The organism is Bifidobacterium apicola (genome assembly GCF_042846865.1).
Lineage (GTDB): Bacteria > Actinomycetota > Actinomycetes > Actinomycetales > Bifidobacteriaceae > Bombiscardovia > Bombiscardovia apicola.
On record NZ_BAAFQQ010000001.1, the window covers coordinates 931,786 to 951,928 of the forward strand.

Annotated in this window: 19 protein-coding genes; 10 read left to right on the top strand and 9 right to left on the bottom strand. The window is 60.5% G+C overall.

Annotated features, from left to right (window positions below):
- Nucleotides 1-107 precede the first annotated feature (107 nt).
- Nucleotides 108-524: a glycerophosphodiester phosphodiesterase gene (locus ACGG9J_RS03935; protein WP_390133811.1), complete on the top strand. Its 417-nt coding sequence runs from the start codon at nucleotides 108-110 to the stop codon at nucleotides 522-524.
- A 110-nt stretch (nucleotides 525-634) separates the two neighbouring features.
- Here the strand turns inward: ACGG9J_RS03935 and ACGG9J_RS03940 are convergent, their stop codons facing one another.
- The 7 genes from ACGG9J_RS03940 to ACGG9J_RS03970 form a co-directional block, all read right to left on the bottom strand.
- Entirely contained in the window at nucleotides 635-1,819 is a 1,185-nt protein-coding gene (locus ACGG9J_RS03940; protein WP_390133813.1) for an L-serine ammonia-lyase, iron-sulfur-dependent, subunit alpha, read from the bottom strand.
- Entirely contained in the window at nucleotides 1,816-2,277 is a 462-nt protein-coding gene (locus ACGG9J_RS03945) for a hypothetical protein (RefSeq protein WP_390133815.1), read from the bottom strand. Before ACGG9J_RS03945 ends, ACGG9J_RS03940 begins: the two co-directional genes overlap by 4 nt.
- A gap of 219 nt (nucleotides 2,278-2,496) precedes the next feature.
- Complete coding sequence (locus ACGG9J_RS03950) at nucleotides 2,497-2,784, bottom strand: amino acid permease (RefSeq protein WP_390133817.1); 288 nt, start codon at nucleotides 2,782-2,784, stop codon at nucleotides 2,497-2,499.
- A 289-nt stretch (nucleotides 2,785-3,073) separates the two neighbouring features.
- Nucleotides 3,074-3,511 (bottom strand): SLC5/6 family protein, encoded by a 438-nt coding sequence (locus ACGG9J_RS03955; protein ID WP_390133819.1) that lies wholly within the window; start codon nucleotides 3,509-3,511, stop codon nucleotides 3,074-3,076.
- Nucleotides 3,508-3,696, bottom strand: coding sequence for a hypothetical protein (locus ACGG9J_RS03960; RefSeq protein ID WP_390133821.1), 189 nt, complete (start codon nucleotides 3,694-3,696; stop codon nucleotides 3,508-3,510). The genes ACGG9J_RS03955 and ACGG9J_RS03960 overlap by 4 nt, the downstream gene beginning before the upstream one ends.
- A gap of 30 nt (nucleotides 3,697-3,726) precedes the next feature.
- On the bottom strand, nucleotides 3,727-4,074 hold the full coding sequence (locus ACGG9J_RS03965) for a Rid family hydrolase (protein ID WP_390133823.1): 348 nt from the start codon (nucleotides 4,072-4,074) through the stop codon (nucleotides 3,727-3,729).
- 103 nt (nucleotides 4,075-4,177) lie between these two features.
- A complete protein-coding gene (locus ACGG9J_RS03970; RefSeq protein WP_390133825.1) occupies nucleotides 4,178-7,672 on the bottom strand; it encodes an SNF2-related protein in 3,495 nt (1,164 codons plus the stop codon).
- 160 nt (nucleotides 7,673-7,832) lie between these two features.
- Between ACGG9J_RS03970 and ACGG9J_RS03975 the strand changes: the two genes are divergently transcribed.
- The 4 genes from ACGG9J_RS03975 to ACGG9J_RS03990 all read left to right on the top strand — a co-directional run bounded on the left by ACGG9J_RS03975 (nucleotide 7,833) and on the right by ACGG9J_RS03990 (nucleotide 12,640).
- Nucleotides 7,833-9,305, top strand: a complete 1,473-nt coding sequence (locus tag ACGG9J_RS03975) for a DHA2 family efflux MFS transporter permease subunit (RefSeq protein ID WP_390133827.1) — start codon at nucleotides 7,833-7,835, stop codon at nucleotides 9,303-9,305.
- A 101-nt stretch (nucleotides 9,306-9,406) separates the two neighbouring features.
- Nucleotides 9,407-10,642 carry an FtsX-like permease family protein gene (locus tag ACGG9J_RS03980; protein ID WP_390133829.1) on the top strand — a complete coding sequence of 412 codons (1,236 nt, stop codon included), beginning with the start codon at nucleotides 9,407-9,409 and terminating at the stop codon, nucleotides 10,640-10,642.
- Nucleotides 10,639-11,652: an ATP-binding cassette domain-containing protein gene (locus ACGG9J_RS03985; protein ID WP_390133831.1), complete on the top strand. Its 1,014-nt coding sequence runs from the start codon at nucleotides 10,639-10,641 to the stop codon at nucleotides 11,650-11,652. The genes ACGG9J_RS03980 and ACGG9J_RS03985 overlap by 4 nt, the downstream gene beginning before the upstream one ends.
- An 82-nt stretch (nucleotides 11,653-11,734) precedes the next feature.
- Entirely contained in the window at nucleotides 11,735-12,640 is a 906-nt protein-coding gene (locus ACGG9J_RS03990; protein ID WP_390133833.1) for a hypothetical protein, read from the top strand.
- On the opposite strand, the gene ACGG9J_RS03995 is transcribed toward ACGG9J_RS03990, so the two are convergent.
- Nucleotides 12,619-13,284: an HD domain-containing protein gene (locus ACGG9J_RS03995; RefSeq protein WP_390133835.1), complete on the bottom strand. Its 666-nt coding sequence runs from the start codon at nucleotides 13,282-13,284 to the stop codon at nucleotides 12,619-12,621. The genes ACGG9J_RS03990 and ACGG9J_RS03995 overlap by 22 nt on opposite strands.
- A gap of 121 nt (nucleotides 13,285-13,405) precedes the next feature.
- Between ACGG9J_RS03995 and zwf the strand changes: the two genes are divergently transcribed.
- The 3 genes from zwf to pgl all read left to right on the top strand — a co-directional run bounded on the left by zwf (nucleotide 13,406) and on the right by pgl (nucleotide 16,874).
- Nucleotides 13,406-14,998, top strand: coding sequence for a glucose-6-phosphate dehydrogenase (zwf, locus tag ACGG9J_RS04000; RefSeq protein WP_390133837.1), 1,593 nt, complete (start codon nucleotides 13,406-13,408; stop codon nucleotides 14,996-14,998).
- A complete protein-coding gene (locus ACGG9J_RS04005) occupies nucleotides 14,995-16,002 on the top strand; it encodes a glucose-6-phosphate dehydrogenase assembly protein OpcA (RefSeq protein WP_390133839.1) in 1,008 nt (335 codons plus the stop codon). The genes zwf and ACGG9J_RS04005 overlap by 4 nt, the downstream gene beginning before the upstream one ends.
- A gap of 80 nt (nucleotides 16,003-16,082) precedes the next feature.
- On the top strand, nucleotides 16,083-16,874 hold the full coding sequence (gene pgl / locus ACGG9J_RS04010; RefSeq protein WP_390133841.1) for a 6-phosphogluconolactonase: 792 nt from the start codon (nucleotides 16,083-16,085) through the stop codon (nucleotides 16,872-16,874).
- A 29-nt stretch (nucleotides 16,875-16,903) separates the two neighbouring features.
- On the opposite strand, the gene ACGG9J_RS04015 is transcribed toward pgl, so the two are convergent.
- Complete coding sequence (locus tag ACGG9J_RS04015; protein WP_390133843.1) at nucleotides 16,904-17,680, bottom strand: FadR/GntR family transcriptional regulator; 777 nt, start codon at nucleotides 17,678-17,680, stop codon at nucleotides 16,904-16,906.
- 232 nt (nucleotides 17,681-17,912) lie between these two features.
- Here ACGG9J_RS04015 and ACGG9J_RS04020 point away from each other — a divergent pair, with 232 nt between their 5' ends.
- Both ACGG9J_RS04020 and ACGG9J_RS04025 read left to right on the top strand, forming a co-directional pair.
- A complete protein-coding gene (locus ACGG9J_RS04020; protein WP_390133845.1) occupies nucleotides 17,913-19,358 on the top strand; it encodes a GntP family permease in 1,446 nt (481 codons plus the stop codon).
- Nucleotides 19,359-19,394: 36 nt separating this feature from the next.
- Nucleotides 19,395-20,072, top strand: a complete 678-nt coding sequence (locus ACGG9J_RS04025; protein ID WP_390133847.1) for a gluconokinase — start codon at nucleotides 19,395-19,397, stop codon at nucleotides 20,070-20,072.
- Nucleotides 20,073-20,143: the final 71 nt, after the last annotated feature.

The window sequence follows — 20,143 nt, forward strand, 5'->3', positions numbered from 1 at the left end:
CATCCAGGGGTCACCGTCGATGATGGATGGTCACCCGAATAGTCATGGCCCTGCACGGTCATGATGTCGTTGTCACACGTGCAAGCCGTCAGACAGAAAGGTCAGTCATGGCAGACGATACAGTCATTGTTGTTGATACTTCCATGTTCCAAAAAGATGCCGCCGCGAAGACCGCCAAGGCCAACGAGGTCGCCCGCAAATACGGTATCAGCGATGAGGCTCTCAAAAAGGTTGAGGATTACAAGGATCAACTGAGCTACCACCAGGCATGGGACCTGCCATTCTTGGGATACGTTGACGAAGACGGCTATGGATATGCCTACGTGCCTAACAAGGCCGTCGCTGCCGATGGCTGGGATGCCCATAAGGCCTTCCTTGACCTTCCCGATGATGTACAGACGGCCTTCGCCATCCGCATGCTCTTCACCCACCGCGATATTGACCGCCATGGTGCCGAGATGTTCCTTCATCACGGCCGGGGGCTGAAAGTCCGCTTCGAGGGGCCCACCTCAGCCAGCTACTGACCTTAAACCACCTGCATGATCCGGTCCCCCCGGTCCTGTCGCAATAACCCCTGACAGGCCGGGGGCTTCTTATCAGAGCGACAAACCAAGACAATGAAGTTTGACGATGATCAGGTTCGACGAACCGAATGCAGATAACGATAGATGGAGGAATCGGCCAGTTCAAGCCGTCTGGCAATTACCGAAACCGTTTCTTTGCGCATGAAGTATCCGCTTTCATCCAGGTCGCGAATGATGCTTAAGCGTTCCGAGGAGTTGAAATGATCGGGCTGCCGTCCTGTCTTGGCAACCATAGCCGCGATTACCCGTTCACCCATGCCATCAACCGAAGCAGAAAGATTCTCTTGGACAGGTCGTTCAGCTTCATCATGTTCAATCCTTTGAGGCTGGGGTTCCTTTCGTTTATTGAACTGCCCAGTCGCGACGAATAGGAAGTACCTCTGCAGAGCAGGCGTCGCGGCCAGGAAATCCTCCAAGGCCGACTGATCGGTATTGATGCACAGCATCCCTACAATTCGACCCTTCCGCCGTATGAAATAGGGTGAGGATACCAATTCCCGATCTCTCTTGTCAGAATGCCCGGCATATCCCGCTGCATAATCGCGTTCCTCCGCCAAGCCCCGATGCAGGATTCGCAGCAAGAAATCAGTAGCCCGCATGCCGGTCGTGCCAAGCTTGCCTTTCCCTCTGATGGTTTCATCTATATCTGGGCGAACCATCCCATTGCTGGAAGGAATCACGGTCCCCTGCATAGCCAGATTGACACAACGGTACATAGAGGACACTGAAGAGGCCACCTTCATAGCGCAGGAGCATCCCGCACCATCGCAGATCATGCCGTTTGCGTCGCCGGCCATGTTCTGCACGGCCCGGGCTGCGACATCATAGTCGTGCCCCATCAGGTGGACGATGGCTACAGCCGCACCCATGGCCGCTGTATCTGCAGCATAGAATGCGGAAAGAATCGGCAGGAATGCATGGATGCGGATGGCCGTCAGATGTGAAAGGGTCAGAGCTCGCACCCTGGTCTCTCTATCAGCTTTGACTTGTTCAGCCGCTACGCTCGCTGGAACCGAGGCAGTGATTCCTTGATTACCGGATCCTGAATTTGACATGGCTGGCAGCTGGACGCCGCCCATGCGCGCATCGGAAGCCGCCGAAGTATAGGCGATCATCTTCGTCGACAGGTCAGCTTCGGCTCCCGAGCCGAACCTTACCCGGGCCCCGTCCTTGGAAAGCCCCAGTCCCAAGCCATACTCATGGCGCAGTCCTTCTCTGGAAAGGTCCATGTTCATGGTCCCGGCCTCTTCCATGAAAGCGATGTGTTCGAAGGGGACATTGAGGGAGAAATCCCAAATTTCCTGCAGCGTGTGCTTCTGCAGTGTCCCCTTAACAGGTGAGAGCTCATGGGCAGCGGGTCTGGCTCATCCTTGAGCCGAATCCCGTTTTCCTCGATTCGGAAAATATTGGTGTGATCACCGGCGATGGTAACGATGGCATCGTCCTTGGCCTCGACAATCCGCAGCTCCACATACAGATCATCATCCACTGGCGCCACACTGACGGTGATCTTTCCGGATCGGGCCAGGTCCAAGATGGCCGACAGCTCATCCTCCCTTATGCCAGCTATGACCTTGAGCCCTGCCTTGCAGTCGCCGGAAATGATGCCAGCTGCCGTGGCCGCTTTCAGCCCCGGCTTACCGGTTCCCGGAACGATAACCGCCAGGGCATTCTTCATAATGTTCGGCGACACCTGCACCTCGACGCTTCAATAGCATCGACAGAAGACCGTCCAGCAGCAATCGGGCTATGGCCGCTGCATAAGCGACTGCTACAGGCTCCGCGCAGCCGATGGCCGGCAGAACATTTTCCTTAAGCGCCTGAACGAACAGATCATCGATATTTTCACACATGAATAGACCCTTCACAGCATTCGAATTACGACTAACGACAATGACAAGGCCACGAAAAATCACAGGAAGGCCAGGAAGGGCGATATGGCCAGAAGAATCCCCACGAAGACGATCAGCACCAAGCTGACATTACGATACTCGTGCAGTGCAGGGACCTTGATGACCAGATAGGCCGGCATCAAACAACCGATCATGCCGAAGATCGGCGAACAGATGGATGCGAAGCTCAATACCGGAGCGTTCAGCACAATAGCTCCCCAGGCTGCCAACACAGCGAAGATCAGGATGGCGAAGCCCAGAATCTTCTTATTGATTCTCCCCCTCGGGCATGAACCGCTTGAGGACATTGACGGCAATCCCCTGACAGGCCTTGACGGCCTGATCGTGCCCAAGCGCCGAGTTGAAGGACGCTGCATAGAAAAAAACCGCCAGGAACAATGTCACGAATGCTATGTTCACGGCTCTGATGGCCTTGCACCGTGCGACTTCGATGTTCTTGTTATGTGCGCGGAAGGAGACGACCACGGGAGACAGGGATTGCAAAAAGAACATGGAGGTCAGGGTGAAGGGCAGAAGAACGATGGCCTGCTTGACCAGGTAGCCCCAATCCGGGAAGGCTCCTGCGTTGTGGACATCCTACAATCCGATCATGACCACTCCCAGGGCGAAGATGATGATCAGCTTGGTCATCACCATAAAAGCGGAGATCTTGAAGAGCACTTTTTCAACTCGAGAAGCGATGGCGACCAAGATGCAGATTGTAGCCAGTCCGTAGAAGGGATTATGAGACAGCACCGTCTTGGTAATGTGGAAAGGGCGCAGATAAGAGGCGCTGTCGTTGGTGATGGCCGTGGAGTACGCGAAAACCCAGATCAGCAGCATGATGAAATACAGCACCCCAAGCAGGAATCCCCAGTTCTTTCCCAAGTAACCGGTGATGACACTGGGATAATCCACGCATTCCTTGGATTCGGCAAGAGTGTTGATGAATAGCTTCTGGAACAGATACATGGCCGGGTAAGCGATGATGGCTGAGACCAGAAAGGCCCAGAGACCGACCGATCCCACCTTCACTGGCAGAAAACAATGCCCGCGCCGATAGCCATGCCGATGCTCATAATTACCCATCGCCAGTCGGTGCCATCGAACTTGGTAGCCTCCTTCCATTCCACCACGCTCATCACCCCCTTGGCGGCATGACGCTCAATTGACGACGGCCGACCGGATGCGGTTATCACGCTCCTTGTCGTTTCGCTCATGATTGCCCGCCTAAAGCAATGGCCTCGATCTCAACGTTCGCCCCCAAAAGGAAGGACTGAGATCTGCACAGCGGTCCCGGCAGGATAAGGTCTCGCCATGCTTTCCATAAAGGCCTGATTAACCTGCGAGAAAGCAGCCAGATCGGTCATGTAGACAGTCAGCTTGAGCACATCCGAAAAATCCAGCTGCTCGCTCTGAAGAATGCAACGTATGTTCTCAAGACATTGCAGCGCCTGATCATGAAGGCCTGTCGCTTCAATTCGATTGGTCTTCGGGTTCAAGGGCAGCTGGCCCGAGGTGATCAGCAACCTGCCACTATGTCGGAACCCTGAATATGATCCTATCGCCGCAGGCTCTTTATTGGTTGATGCCGACATCTTATCAGGCTCCTTTGCCCGACAAAGACAATATTTTATATTAATGATAAATAATTATCATATGTAGGCCTGCTTTGGCAATCGTCTGACCGACCCGGCTTACTCAGCCCAACAGGGCCAGAAGATCTTTTCTGCTCAGCCTGGCCACGTTGGCAGCGCCGGTGGACGCGGCCGAGTCGACAAAGCGCGATGCCAGGTCGCTCTTACTGTGTTGCAGATTGAGGATGCGTTCCTCGATGGTGTCCTTGGCTACGATCTGGTAGACGTTGACATCCTGGGTCTGACCGATCCGGTGAGCGCGGTCGTTGGCCTGCTCTTGGGCAGCGGCGTTCCACCAGGGATCCGCATGGACCACCACACAGGCTCCGGTCAGGTTGAGTCCGGTATTGCCGGCCTTCAGGGAGATCAGAAAGACCGGCGTGGCATCCCTGTTGAACTGTTCCACCATCTCCAGCCGCCGCTTCTTGGATGTAGCGCCAGTGATCTGATCGTAGGACACGTCCAGCCGACGGAGCCGTTGAGCTATCAGGTCCAGGTAGGAGGTGAACTGGGAGAAGATCAGCATCTTGCGCCCGGCATCCTGACAAGAGACCACCAGATCCTCGATGGCATCCAGCTTGGCCGAATCGCCCCGCCGGTCCCGGCCTTGATCCTGGTAGACCAGACGCGGATCGCAGCAGACCTCCCGCAGCCTGGTCAGCTGGGCCAGGACCTGGATTTTGCCGACCTCGTACTCCTGATCCCTTTCCTTGTTGAGCGTGGCCCTCAGCTCCTGCTCCAGGGCTGCATAGAGCTTGCGCTGACGACCCTGCAAGGGCACGCTGATCACGTTTTCGATCTTCTCGGGCAGATCCGTCAGCACCTGTGACTTGAGCCGACGCAGAATGAAAGGTCCCACCAGAGCCTGGAGCCGGGACTGGGCATCCTGATCGCCGCTGAGTATGGGCATTTCGAAGCGGTCCCGGAACCGGGAGTAGGGACCCAGCATCCCCGGCATCAGGAAGTCGAAGATGCTCCAAAGCTCGGACAGCCGGTTCTCGATGGGCGTGCCGGTCAGAGCGAACCGGTGCAGGCTGTCCAGCGCACGTACGGCACGTGCGGCCTTGGTGGCATGGTTTTTGATGTACTGCGCCTCATCCAGAACCAAGGCATACCAGGGCAGACTCTGATACCGGTCCAGGTCCCTCCTGAGCAGATCATATGAAGTAATCAGCAGATCGTAGGACTTCGCCTGATCCAGCAGAGCCTGACGCTGACTGCGTCCTCCGGCCAGGACCGCTACCCGCAAATCCGGCGTAAAGCGGCGGCACTCGGCCTCCCAGTTGTAGACCAAGGAGGCCGGGCAGACAATCAACGAGGGTCCCCTATCCCTGGCCTGATCCCGACGGGAGAGCAGGTAGGCCAGCATCTGTATGGTCTTGCCCAGGCCCATCTCGTCGGCCAGGATGCCCCCGAAACCGCGGTCACTCAGGGTGCATAGCCAACGCAGCCCTTCGATCTGATAGGGTCTGAGCTGTCCGCGCAACCCGTCGGGAACTTTGAACCCCTCAGGATCAGGCTTGCGTTCCTTCAGGTAGTTACGGAAGCTGGAATCACGGTCCTGCTCGGGCACCAGCGCATCCAGGTAGCCGAGCTGGAATTCAGGCACTCGGACCGGCCCCTTGGCCAGATCAGCCGGGTCGATGCCTAGGTCTTCGGCCAGGGTGTCCACAGCATCCGTATTCAGATCAGCCAACTCGACGAAGGCACCGTTGCGCAGCCGATGGAAGCGCCGACGACGGCGATGGTCGGCCAGAATGGCAACGGCTTCCTCTGGCCCTACTTCATCGGCAATGGGCGAGATCTCGACCAGTCCGGAGCGCACCCGCACACCCACGCGGATCTGCGGATGAGAGACGACGCTCAGTCCGTCGAAGGCCGGGGTGGAGAAGACCCTCCCCAGACCCTTGAGCACTGGCAGGCCCCGGGTCAGCAGGGTGTGGATAGCTTCCTCGTTCTCCTCGGGGATGCGGGCCAACCCCTTCTCCATCAGGGGGAAATAGCGGCGAACTGTCTGCCGGGCCAAAGACTCGTTTTCCCGATCCCTGCCGGGTTCATCCTCGGAGCCGGGATCAGCGCTTACGGACAGAAGACGATCCCCGTAGCGGGCCTTGAGGTCACAGCTGACCCCCTGCCGATCCCTGTCCAGGTAAAGCTCGATCCTGCAAGGCGGCCGCCGCCGGGCATCCAGCTCATCGGGCAGACTGGCGGAGAGCCCGGGTCCTTCATGGGCACCCTGATCCAGGTCGGGCAGGACTGTCCGGGCGAACAGGTCCAGATCGTCGGCATCCAGATGCAGATCACGATCCTCGCCGGGGCGGCAGAGGGTCTCCAACAGGTCCCGATGACGCATGAAACGCGCGCTGCAACGGTGGATGACCGGCCCCAAATCCAGCCCTATGCCGGGCTGCGAGGGGCGCACAATAACGAAGGAATGGGACTGACCTACGATGAAACGCTCCACGCCCAGAGCATGAGTGATCCGGTAGCCGTCCGCCTCCTCGCTGACCGCAATGCCAGGGTCCGGGTCTCCGTCTATCACGGGGGCAGGCATGGTCTGCAGAAAGGAGTCCTCGGGAGGCGTGTAGTCCAAGGTGAGCCCTGAGTCCACGTACAGATTGAGGATCTGCGCCACTTCGTCGTCGCTGAGGCGGATCCCCGCCAATCCTGCACGTGTAAGACGGCGGCGCATGCCCCCCTCCTGCTCGGCCAGGCTACGACGGATGGCACCGGCCCTTTCCAGAATGGTCAACAGAGCCTGGGCCCGGTCATCAAAGGTGTCACGAGAATGAATGAAGGCCAACCGCCGTCCGTAAGACATGAATTCGCCATGGTCCACGGCGCGCAGCAGGGCCGGCAGGTCCTTGACCAGGTAGGCGACCCCGTGGGAGGACAGGGTGATGTGCAGACGGACCAGCCAGCCTCCGCGCTCACTGGTCAGGTCGGGGATCAGTCCGACCGAGCCGATGGGCAGGTGACGGCCGCCTACCGGCCCGTTCTCCTGCTTGAGCAGGCTCAGCTGGCGGTCACGAAAGGCCTGCCGCCGCCGACCCTCCTGCCGGTGCATATAAGCTGCCAAGGGTCCCGAGGTCGATCGGGCTGACCTGTGCCGATCCTCGTCGCCGGTCCAGTCGTCCGATCCTGCAAAGGCCTGGCTGGACTCGTTGTAGGCCATGATCAGAGCGACTACATGCTTGCATGCAGGACCCTGGCGACCAAAGGCCCGGCAAGTGCAGGAGGAGTCAATGACCCGATGGGCCTGCTCGTCCAGCCGAGCCTGAACCATGCAGTCGCCATCCGGCTGATAGGTGGCGGGCACACGCCCTTTGAGAACGGTCAGCGCCCCCAAATGCCGAAGGCGCAGGTCCGTAAAACGCCGATCATCCAGTAGTTGATGGGCACGGAAGTAGGCCTTGCCGCCCAGCCGACGCAGGGTGGAATCAGCGATGGGATCCGGGTCGCCAAAGGTTCGCCCCTCCTCCTCATCGCCCGGATCATAGAAGCCATGACCTCCTGAACCAACGGCTCTTGACCCGTAGACCTCTGCATGCCAATCCACACGCACCCTCCTTATGGTCTCTGACGACCATTCCCGAGCATAACCTTTTCCGTCCCGATGCGGCACGCCTTCGGCGAAGCGAGCAGACATGCCGACTTACGAAAAAATGACCGCCTCCCTAAGATGGCGTGCTGTTTGTCTGAAGAAGGAGATCATTATCGTGCAAAACACGTCCACCTCTGCCTCCGTTCACCGGTCACGCCCGGCCGTCCCCCATCCCTGGCCGGCCATCGCCGCGCTGATGATCGGGGCCTTCGTGGGCATGCTGAGTGAAACCTCGCTCAATATCGCCCTGCCCAACCTGATGGAGAGCTTCCAAATCCCCGCCGCCACCGTGCAATGGCTGGTCACGGGGTACATGCTGGTCATCGGCATCGTCCTACCCTTCTCCAGTCTGATCTCCAAGTGGTTCACCACCAGGCAGACCGTGATCTTCGGCCTGGTCGCCTTCCTGGCTGGCTCGGTGATCTCGGCCATGGCCCCCACATTCCCCGTCCTTTTGGCGGGACGGTTGATCCAGGGCATCGGGACGGGCCTGATCCTGCCGCTCATGTTCACCGTGGCCATGCTGATCTTCCCGCCTGCCCGTCTGGGCACGGTCATGGGCATGTGCGCGCTGGTCATCATGTTCGCTCCCGCCATCGGCCCAACCCTGACCGGAATCATCCTGGGCAAGCTGTCCTGGCACTGGATATTCTGGTTCTTCACCCCCTTCCTGGTGGTGGCTCTGGTCTTCGCCCTCTGCTTCCTGAAGAACGTGGGAACCATCACCCACCAGCGGCCCGACCTGGCCTCCATTCTGGAATCCATTGTCGGCTTCGGCGGACTGGTGGCAGGAGTCAGCCTGGCCAGCAGGTACGGATGGCTCTCCCCCGTCACCCTGATCATTCTGGTCGTGGCCCTGGGCGCGCTGGTCCTCTATATTCGTCGTCAGCTGGGCCTGGAGCACCCGGTGCTCAATCTGCGCATCTTCTCCATCCCGGCCTTCCGCTATGGTGCCACCCTGGTCATGCTTGACTTCGCAGTCATCCTCTCTTCCATGTATCTGCTGCCCCAGTTCCTGCAGCGTGGGCTGCTTCTGCCCGTAGCCATGACCGGCATCCTCATGCTGCCCGGGGGCGCCATCAACGCCCTGGTCTCGGCCTTCGCCGGCCGACTCTACGACGGCTTCGGGGCCCGTATGCCCGTCCGTTGCGGATTCCTCGTCGCCCTGCTTGGCACGATCATCCTCCTGTTCACCGGCCCGCATACCCCTGTGGCCCTGGTGGTGGCTGCCCACATCGTCCTCATGATCGGCTGCCCCCTGGCCATGTCACCGGCCCAGACTTACGCGCTCAACTCTCTGAGCGGCCCGCAGTCCGGGGACGGAAGCACCATCATCAACACCATGCAGCAGATCGTAGGAGCCGTGGCTACAGCCATCACCACTTCCCTGCTGGCCATGGGCGAGGGTCAGGCAGCCGGAGTTGATAAAGCCGAAGCCTTCACCAGGGGCACCCACTACGGATTGATCTTCACCCTGGTACTGATTCTGGCCGCTCTGGCCGTCTCTCTGAAGGTGCGCAACTTCTCTCACGCCGACCAGCCGGAGGCTGATCGAGACATTCAGCAAGCTCCAAGTTCGCACCGCTAGCTTGGGAGCGTCCCTGGCTAGACTGGAGGACGGCGACCGGACTTAAGGCCCGCCATGGCGGGCCGCCCGGTCATCCCTGGAACGCTATCAGGAAGGGTGTCATGTTCGTTCTCAAGAACGCCTGGTTCACCATCAGGCGGCATGCGGCGCGGAGCCTGGTCATGGTTCTGGTCTGCCTGGTCGTGGCGGCGCTGGCCACGACAGCAGCCACTGTGATCCAGGCTGACACCAAGGCACGTACCACAGACTACGAATCCCAACAGGTGGATGCCGTCATCAGCCCGCGCAAGGGGACCAAGGCCTCCCCCCTGGGCTGGAACGAGTACTCCCAGTATGCCCAGCGCTTGCAGATGGACGGCATGCAGTACAAGGCCTACTTCCATGAGACCGCCGACATCAGCCCGATGGGGCTGCCCCAGTCAGGCGCTTACTCCCTGGTGGGCGTCTCCGACAAGGAGGCTGAGCCCACCCTCCCTCACGGTCCCTTCGTGCTGGACCAGGGAAAGGGGCTGGACTACGCCTCTCAGAATGCCTCCGGCACCCAGACCGTGCTGATCTCCAAGCAGATGGCGCAGGCCAACAAGCTCAAGGTGGGCGACACCCTGACCATCAAGGATCCCCACCAGCAGGATCAGCAGGTCAAGCTGACCGTCTCGGGCATCTATCACTACCGCAATTCCGTCGACCAGAAGGCCAACCGGGCCATCTACACGGCCTATCCCACCTTCGCCATGCTGGGGTTGGACACGGCCAGCAAGCCGGGAGACCCTGGTCATGAGCTTGTCGTGGCCTTCGTCCTGGATTCGCCGAGCACCTACCAGAAGTTCATCAAGGAACTGCGCAAGGACGGGCTCAAGGCCTCGCAGTACGACATCGACTCTCCTAGCCTGAAAGACTACCAGCGGCGGATGGAGCCGGTCCACCGGGCCGCCGACCAGGCCCGGACCGCCGTTATCCTGGTCTGCCTGCTGGGCGGGCTGATTCTGCTGGGCTGCCTGTTTCTCATGTTGCGTGGACGAGCCAACGAGATCGGTATGGCCATCACCATTGGCATCCACAAGGCCCGGTTGGGTTGGCAGTTCGCCCTGGAGACTCTCTTGCTCACCCTGCCCGGACTGGTGCTGGGCCTGGCTCTGGGCACCGCAATCAGTCGACCTCTGGGCCGGTCGCTCTTCCGACTCGGGAGCCTGGCCAGCATGCCTGATGCTGGCCTGATCTGGAAGATGATTCTTATCGGCCTGGCCGTCTGCCTGGTCCTCGCGCTGGCAGCAGCCGCAAGGGTAGCAGCCTTCAGAACCGCCCAGCTATACACCAACGACCTGGAGGACGAGGCATGAGCGAAAAGACATCGGACCAGCAGCCGGACGAAAAGTCCCAGGCAAAGGCTGATCAGAAACAAGCCAATCAGAAGAAAGCTGTTCAAACAGCAGCTGATTCTGAACAAAAAATCAGCGAGAATACCAGCGCCGAACCGCTGTCCGAACCCGGTACAGGGTCAAAGCCGGAATCCCGGGAGGAATTTCATGAAGAGGCAGCTGTGCAGGCGGACGAAGAATCCGAACAGGACGCTTCGATGGCCGCTTTCAGAGTGGTCATCGACCAGGAAGATGCCGCAGATTTCGAGGACGATCAGGAGGAGGACCCGCTGCTGGAGACCGATGACCAGCGGGTCCTGGTCCCTGGCGGCTACCCGGTGCTCTCCTTGAAGCACGTGGATTACACACGAAAAATCCAAGGTCGCCCTGAACAGATCCTGGACGATGTCGATTTGGAATTCCAGCGTCGCCGCATCTACTCGGTGGAGACCACCTCCCCTTCCGGACGGGCCGCCCTGATGGCCTTGATGACCGGTCTGCGCGCCCCCACTCAAGGCAGCGTGCTCTTCCGGGGAACGGACCTGCGCCAACTTCTGGCCTCTGACTATCGCGGCCACCAGATTGGTGCCATCTTCGGCACCGATGCCTTGAGGCGCGACCTGACCGCCGTGCAGAATCTTGTCTACACCATGGAGGCCAGCGGGCGCACATTCCTGGGCCCCAAGGACAATCTGGCTCGTCACCTGCTGGATGAGGTGGGCTTCCCCGATCGTCTGCAGGACAAGCAGACCGCCGACCTGGGCCACTTGGACTTCCGCCTGGCCTCTGTGGCCCGTGCCCTGTGCTGCGAGTGCGACGTGCTCATCGCCGACGAGCCCACCGAGGGACTGGAGCCGGGCGACTGGGACACCCTGCTGGCCACATTGAAGCGGGTCTCCCGCCGCCATGACTGCACCGTGATCATCCTGACCTCGGGCGGTTCGGACACTGTAGACCAGGGCACTTACGACGACCGGTTCATCGTCGATTAAGCCTCAACCTTCCCGACAGAGGGCAGGCGGCACTGCACTGATCTGTTCGGTCATCACCCATGAGGAGTGGATACCCCGGGTCATGACCGAGCAGTTGGCAGCCAACCAAGCCGAACACACGGATTTTTATCATAAAGATCCACGTCGGCAACAGGGAATCATTCTGCATCATCACCATGGGTTTGGCCCCATTCGAGAGGTTGGCGCCAAGGAAGCCATATGGATCACCCCTGGTCTGCTGATCGCCCAGAACGCCTGGCTGGCCTCCCATGACCGTCCCGCCTGGGTCCTTTCAGCCCCACCGAACAGATGGCTGGATGAGCTGGACCAGTCTCTGACGGGACGCAGGATCCTGACCGTAACAGCCGAAACCATTCTGACTTGGCACCAGATGCCATTGGGCTTGGGTCAGCGCCCCTGGTCACAGCTGGCCGCCGGCCGGGTATCGGGATTTCCTGCAGCCCGGCGAAACCTTGAAGACCTACAGGATGCTCTGCGGGCAGCCCCTCCGCAATCACTGATTCGCATCCAGACCCACTTGCCTGATATTCATGAGGAATGGCGGGTCATCGTCGACAGGGGCCAGATAGCGGCCTCCAGCGGATACTGTCTACATGAGGGCGAAGATTCTAGAGCCATTGCCACGATCTTCGACGGAGCCGTCTTCGATCCCAGGCATCAGACGATCGCCGAGGACTGCGCCCTCCAGGCAGCAAGGAGTGGATGTTCTGCTCCCATCAGCGTGGATCTGGCCTTCCTCCGCGGGTCGAACCGGCCTTTCGTTCTGGAAGGAAACCCTGTCTGGTGTGCATCACCTTATGCTTATGGGGCACAGGGCATGGTCTATTTTCTGAAAGCCGTTGCGACCTGCCGGACCGATCCGGTCGACCCCTACCAGCCAGACCCGTGGATGCTGCGTGAATTCGGTGGTCGCTTCCGCAGTTCCTGGGGGCCGGGCCGGCCGGATCAGACGATGGTCATGCCATAGTGCTTGGCCAGAGGCTTTAGGTCAGGCACCCCGTACCGGGCCACAAGTTGCCTCCAGCGCGCCAGGTTGTCAGGACCATACTTGGCTGTGCGCTTGGCGGCGGTGGGCTCTGAGACAAAGATAGGCGGCTGGTGCTTGCTGTGGAACTTGTCCGCATACATGACCACCTCCTGCTCGGTGTTGACCGGCAGATAGTCGTCAAGCGGCAGGTTCAGGTGCTCCTCCTCAACCTGACGGCGGGTCAGTCCCACTCCGGTGTGGTTGCGGGCGAACTGGGCCACCGATTCATCCGCTCCAGCATCCAGCAGCAGTCGATAGCCCTCCAGCCCATGTTCGATGTACCGCTCGCCCTGGAAGGTCAGGGGACGGCCCTGGGAACCGTCGTCCTTGAGAATCCGGTAGGTGCCGATATCGTGCAACAGGGCGCCTGTACGGACCAGGTCACGGTCCAATGGCCGCTCGGGCAGGATCCCGTCAGGGTCATCGCCGCGAAGCAGGCGCCCGTTGACCTGGTCGGCCATGCGCACCGCGAGCGCGGCAATGATCTGGCAGTGGGTGTGTATCAGTTCATAGGCGGCCTGGGACGGCGCATACTGACGGTGCAAGGCCTCAGCCATGGGAACATTGGGAATCATACCGACCATTCTAGGGATCCCTTCCCCAAATGTGACCTTTGCGACGCTTATCACACTTCAGCGGACAACGAACCCTGCCCCCCTGCCGCCGACAGTAGACTGGGAGTCACGGTATTTCACGAGGAGCACTATGGACACTTCATCACTTGCGCGCTCCGCCGACCGGCCCGCTCCTCCCGATGAGGACAGCGCCGGGCAGGCGCCTTGGCGCAATCCCCTGCTGGATCCGCGCGATCTGCGCATGCCGCGCATCGCAGGACCCAGCTCTCTGGTCATCTTCGGCGTCACCGGCGATCTGGCCAAGAAAAAGCTCTTGCCAGCCGTCTATGACCTGGGCAACCGGGGACTGCTTCCGGCCAGTTTCGGACTGATCGGATTCGGACGGCGCGACTGGAGCGACCAGCAGTTTGTCGCTTTCGCGGAGGAGAACGTCCGCGCTCACTGCCGAACCCCCTTCAACGATTCAACTTGGCGACATCTGAGCCAGGGCATGCGCTTCGTCAAGGGCAGCTTCGACGATGCCGAGGCCTTCCGTCGTCTGTCGGCAACCGTCTCGGAGCTGGACCGGGTCCGGGGCACCCGTGGCAACCATGCCTTCTACATGTCGGTGCCGCCCAAGGCCTTCCCCCAAGTGGCTCGCCAGCTGGCCGAGTCGGGACTTTCCCACTCCTCTCAGGGAGCCTGGCGCCGCGTCATCATCGAGAAGCCCTTCGGCCGCGACCTGGCCTCGGCCAAGGAGCTTGACCGGGTGGTCTCCGAGGTCTTCGAGCCTGATTCGGTCTTCCGCATCGACCACTATCTGGGCAAGGAGACTGTGCAAAACATCCTGGCCCTGCGCTTCGCCAACATGATGTTCGAGCCGGTTTGGAACTCCAACTACGTCTCCCACGTGCAGATCACCATGGCCGAGGACATGGGCATCGGCGGCAGGGCGGGATACTACGACGGAATCGGAGCAGCCAGGGACGTCATCCAGAACCACCTCCTGCAGCTGATGGCCCTGACGGCCATGGAGGAGCCGGTCTCCTTCTCGGCATCAGATCTGACGGCCGAGAAAACCAAGATTCTTTCCGCAGTCCGCATTCCCAAGGACCTGGCGGCCCACACAGCCAGGGGCCAGTACACGGCAGGCTGGCAGGGCTCACAGCATGTGGTCGGCTACCTGGACGAGGACGGGATCGATCCCTCCTCCACCACCGAAACCTATGCAGCCATCAGACTTGATGTGGACACCCGCCGTTGGGCCGGCGTCCCCTTCTACCTGCGCACAGGCAAGCGCCTGGGCAAGCGTGTCAGCGAGATCGCCATTGTCTTCAAGCGTGCCCCTCACCTGCCTTTCGAAGCCACCGCCACCCGTGAACTGGGCGCCAACGCCGTAGTCATCCGCGTACAGCCCGATGAGGGCGTGACCCTGCGTTTCGGGGCCAAGACCCCAGGCTCGGCCATGGAGGTGCGCGACGTCAACATGGACTTTTCCTACGGGCGTTCCTTCACCGAAGCCTCCCCCGAGGCCTATGAGCGGCTGATCCTGGACGTGCTCCTAGGCGATCCGCCCCTCTTCCCCACCACCGAGGAGGTCAACCTGTCCTGGGAGATTCTGGATCCAATTGAGGAGTTCTGGGCCGGACAGGGCCAGCCCCAGCCCTATCGTGCCGGCACCTGGGGTCCGCGGGAGGCTGATCAGATGCTGGCCCGCGATGGATACCACTGGAGGATGCCATGATCGTCAGACTGAATAACACCACTACCTCCGCCATCGCCCGGGAGATCGACGAGCTCCACGTAGAGCGAGGGGAGGCCGCCCAGGGACGGGTGCTGACCCTGGTAATCGTCACCGAACAGGCCCATCTGGAGACGGCCCTGGAAACCGTAAACGCCGCAAGCCGGGAACACCCCTGCCGGGTCATCGCCATGGTGACCAATGCCGAAGACCATCAGGCCGAACAGGATGCGAACCAGAGGATCGCTGCAGTACAGTCGTCTGAAGACTGCGTATCCTACAAGAGCACCGACCACGACGGCGACCGCACCCTGGATGCCGAGATCCGCTTCGGCTCGGATGCCGGCGCTGGCGAGGTGATTGTGCTCAGACCTGTAGCGGCTCTGCTGGACCATTCCGACGCTCTGGTCATCCCCCTCTTGGTGCCGGATGCCCCTCTGGTGGTCTGGTGGCCCGCCAATCCACCTCTGGATCCCTCGCAGGATCCTATCGGAGCCATGGCCGTCAGCAGAATCACCGACGTGATGGAAGCCGACGATCGCCAGGCCGCTTTCGCCAGGCTGCTTGTCCATTCGAGCGCCAAGGACGTGGACCTGTCGTGGACCAGGATCACCATCTGGCGGGCACAGCTGACCTCCATGGTGCAGCAACCGCCGCACCTGCCCATCCGTTCGGTTAGAGTGACCGGTCAGACCCACTACCTGCCCTTGGAATTGTTGGCCTCCTGGCTGGCCTTGAAACTTAAGGTGCCGGTCACTGTTGAGCGCGACCCGCAGGCCCAGGCCATCACCGGCGTCTACTTCGAACGCCCTGACGGAGTCATGAGCATGGAGCGCCACAATGACGACCAGGCCCAAATCAACCAGCCCGGTCAGACCTCACAGACCATCTCCATGCCCCTGCGTTCTGCCGTGGACTGCATGAGCGAGGAACTCGGTCGGTTGGACCCTGACGAGGTTTACCAGGAGGTCATCCACACCGGCTGGGACATGGTCGACCACCAGTAGCCACCGGCAGCAATTCAATCCATACGCAAACGTGTAGGTGTAGGCTGAGGCAAGCATCACCTGCATGCAAGGAGGATCAGATGACCGAGCGTCGTACTGTAACCTATGCCACAACCAAGCTGCTCAATCAGGCTACCGCAGTCCGCATTCTGCTGGAGCTGGGAGACCTGCTGGCCCGTCAGGACCGGGCTGACTTGGCACTGACCGGCGGCCGAGACGCGGCGGATGTCTATGCTCGGATGGGCGCTGATCCTCTGAGCCAGAGCGTGGACTGGGGCCGGGTCCACCTCTGGTGGAGCGATGAGCGGTTCGTGGGCCTGGAAGATCCGGACCGCAACGACGAACAGGCACGACGGGCCTGGTACGGCTCGCTCATCGACCAGGGGCTGCTGCCACAGGCCAACGTGCATCCTATGCCCGTGGACACCCGCAGCCCAGCCCAGGTGGAAGCCGCCGATCAGGATGAGAACGTACAGGCCCTGGCCCAGGCTGCAGCCGCTTATCAGCAGGAGATCATCGACCAGCTCGGCCCTGATGGCCACATGGATCTGGCAGTCTTCGGCGTAGGCCCCGACGGTCACTATGCATCCCTTTTCCCCGACCGCCCCGAGGTCAGACTGCAGGACGATGATCTGCTGGTGACAGGTGTCAATGACTCTCCCAAGCTGCCCCCGCTCAGGGTCACCATGACCACGCCATTCATCCGCCGAACCCCCAAGGTTTGGCTCTTCACCTCGACTGCCGAAAAGGCTTCGGCCGTGGCCGCTGCGCTGGGTGCCACAGACGATCCGCATGTCCCCTCCTCTTATGCCAGGGGTGCCGTGGAAACGCTCTGGCTCCTGGACGCCGATGCCGCCTCGAAACTGCGCTGAGCCTTCTGCGCCACAAGCCTCTACAGGTCTCAGTACTGCGAAGATTCCCTATCCAGAATACTGGCGGGGTCTTCGCAGTCCTTTCGAGTCATTTGCTCGATAGCCCGATCGGATTCGTCTACGATCCAATACATGGCCTGCCGTGCCCCCTCTGCATCGCCCCGACGTATCAGGGCAGCTACGTCGCCGTGCAGCCGCAGAGCCTTCTCATCAGCCTTCCTAGGCATAAGTTCATGCCGGGTCCGCCCTGACAGCACTGATGCAATCACATCACCCAGCGCTGCGAACATGGTGTTGCCCGATGCTTCAAGCAGGGTTCGATGGAAGGTTTCGTCAGCCCGAAGATAGTCTGGCCCATCGGCCCAGTCAGCGTTGGCCACCATATCGATAGCAGCTTGCGTCAGCTTCGCCCATTGACACTGTTCAGCGTGACTGGCAGCCAGCTGGGCAGCCATGGGTTCCACGCATGCTCTGAGTTCGGACAGCTCGTGCAGGGTCCGCCCCCGGTCAGGTCCGCGCAGCCTCCACTCGATCACCTGCGGATCATAGATATTCCAGAGCTGACTGGGGTTGACCGTGGCTCCGACCTTGCGCTTGACAGTGACCAGACCCATGGCCTCAAGAACCCTGGTGACCTCCCGGGTAACCGTACGCGAAGGCTTCTGGCTATCCAGAGCCGGAACCGGCAGCCGGTCGCCCGGAGCGATGGCGCCATCGACGATGGCCGCCCCCCACTGGTCCAGCAACCGATCATGCAGGGTTCCTTCTGCAGCCGATTCGTCATCAGGTGTCCTTGATCTTTCCACAAATGCCACTCTAGCAACCGTGCCCTTTCCCAAACGGTCCAGACGGATGAGCGGACCAGCCGAAATTCAATCCTGAACTTGGCATGCCGTCTTCCAATCCGTTCCAGTTTTGTGTAAGGTACTGTCTGTTAAGGCATACGTAATATCACACTGTCGATATTACGTAATGCAAAAATAAGAGCCGTGAAGCTGCTCAGGCCGAGCGGTTCGCATCCTCAGAGAAGAGGCAGCCATGCTTTTAGCGTCGCAGCCGACAGTCGGCGGGCACCTGACCCTGGCAGCGAGTCAGGCCGTATCCCTGAACACCACCCAATTGGGCATCAGTCTGGTGCTCAGCCTGGCAGTGCTCATCTTCCTGGTCACTGTCGTCAAGCTTCATCCTTTTGTCTCCCTGCTGGGTGCCGCCCTGGTGGTCGGCATCGGTTCCGGCTACGGCCCTGTGGCCACTCTGACCAGCTTCACTGGCGAGTTCGGCAATACCATGGGCTCTGTAGGCATTCTGATTGGCCTGGGGGCCATGATCGGCAAGGTCCTCATGGACACCGGAGCTACTGACCAGGTGGTCAACACTCTGGTCGCCAAGTCCAAGCCAGCCACCATCCCCTGGATCATGGCTTTGATCGGTGCCTTGATTGGCCTGCCCATGTTCTTCGAGGTCGGCCTGGTCATTCTGGTCCCGGTCATCATTCTGGTGGCTCGCCGCACCAAACTCCCCCTGATGAGGGTGGCTATCCCAACCCTGGCAGGTCTGTCCATCATGCACGCCTGCGTGCCCCCCCACCCCGGTCCCTTGGCGGCCCTGAGCCAGTTCAAGCAGACCGGCAATGTAGGTATGACCATGATGTTCGGCATCCCCTTCGCCCTGATCACCCTGGTCGTCGTGGGCCCGGCCTTCTCCCGACTGGCCTCCCGCTGGGTGCCCATCGAAGCCCCTGCCGATTTTGTAGCCAAGAGCGAGCAGGCGGGCAAGGAGGAGACCCGGTTGCCCTCCTTCGGCCTCTCGGTCTGCTGCATCCTGCTGCCAGCAGTCCTCATGCTGCTGACCTCCATCTTCGAGATCGCCATTCCCAGATTCAAGGATCGCACGGACGGCCTGGCGCAGACCATCAACTTCATCGGCAACCCGGTCATGGCCCTGGCCATAGCGCTGATCGTCTCCATGCTGGTCCTCAAGGCCGCCTCTGGCATCTCCTGGAAGACCGTCAATGACTCCCTGGGGGCCTCGCTTCCTGCTGTGGCAGGCATCCTGCTGATTGTTGGCGCAGGCGGCGGCTTCAAGGGCGTACTGGTCTCCACCGGCATCGGCAAGATCATCGGCACCTTTGTGGAGAACTCCAACATCTCCATCTTCCTGCTGGGCTGGGTCATCGCCGTCTTCGTGCGCATCGCCACAGGCTCGGCCACGGTCTCCATCCTGACCACGGCCGGCATCCTCAGCAACGCCATGACCATGATGCATGCGGGCTCCATGGCAACTACGCTCCTGGTCATCGCCATCGGCGCCGGCTCCATCTTCCTCTCCCACCTCAACGACGCGGGCTTCTGGCTGATCAAGGAGTACTTCGGTCTGAGTGTCGGCGAGACCCTGAAGACCTGGTCGGTTCTGGAATGCCTGCTGTCGGTAGTGGTTCTGGTCCTGGTCATGATCGCCAGCATCTTTGTGCCCATCACAGCCTGAGCGTCATTGTCAAATCACTTTTCAGAAAGGTTTCACATGGCCGATACATCATTGAAGAATCCCGACGCGCTGAGCACAGAAAACCACGCGGAGCCCCAGGTTCCCTCGGCAGTGGACAATACGGTTCCCGCAGACTACTTCCAAGGCCGCACGCCCATCCTGGTCATCATGGGGGTCTCCGGCTGCGGCAAAACCACCATGAACGAGCACCTGGGCAACAAGCTGGGCTGGGACATGGCCGAGGCTGACGACTTCCACCCCCAGGCCAACATCGACAAGATGGCCCGTGGCATCCCCCTGAACGACCAGGACCGATGGCCCTGGCTGGACAGCATCCACAATTGGATCGAGGACCACATACGTCGAGGGGTGCCCGGAACCGTCACCTGCTCGGCCTTGAAGAGAATCTACCGTGACCGGCTGCGGATGCCGGGCGTGGTCTTCATCCACCTGAGCGGGGACTACGACTCCATCATGGAACGGCTCTCCAAACGGAAGGGCCACTTCATGAAGCCGCAGATGCTCCGCTCACAGTTCGATGACCTGGAGCCCCTGGGGCCGGACGAGGTCCACTTGACCATCGATGTAGGTTTGCGCATGTCTCCCGAGATCGAGGCTGAAGAGGTCATCGACACCCTGGGCCTGCAGTGCGACGTCAAAGCGCACACCGACCAGGTTCAGGCCGAGCGCGCCCGACAGGCAGCCCGCCAGTAGCGCCGACAATTCGGCCCGACCGCGGCCGACCACCAACCATCGCGGTCAGCATCAAGCTGTTGCAGTCAAGG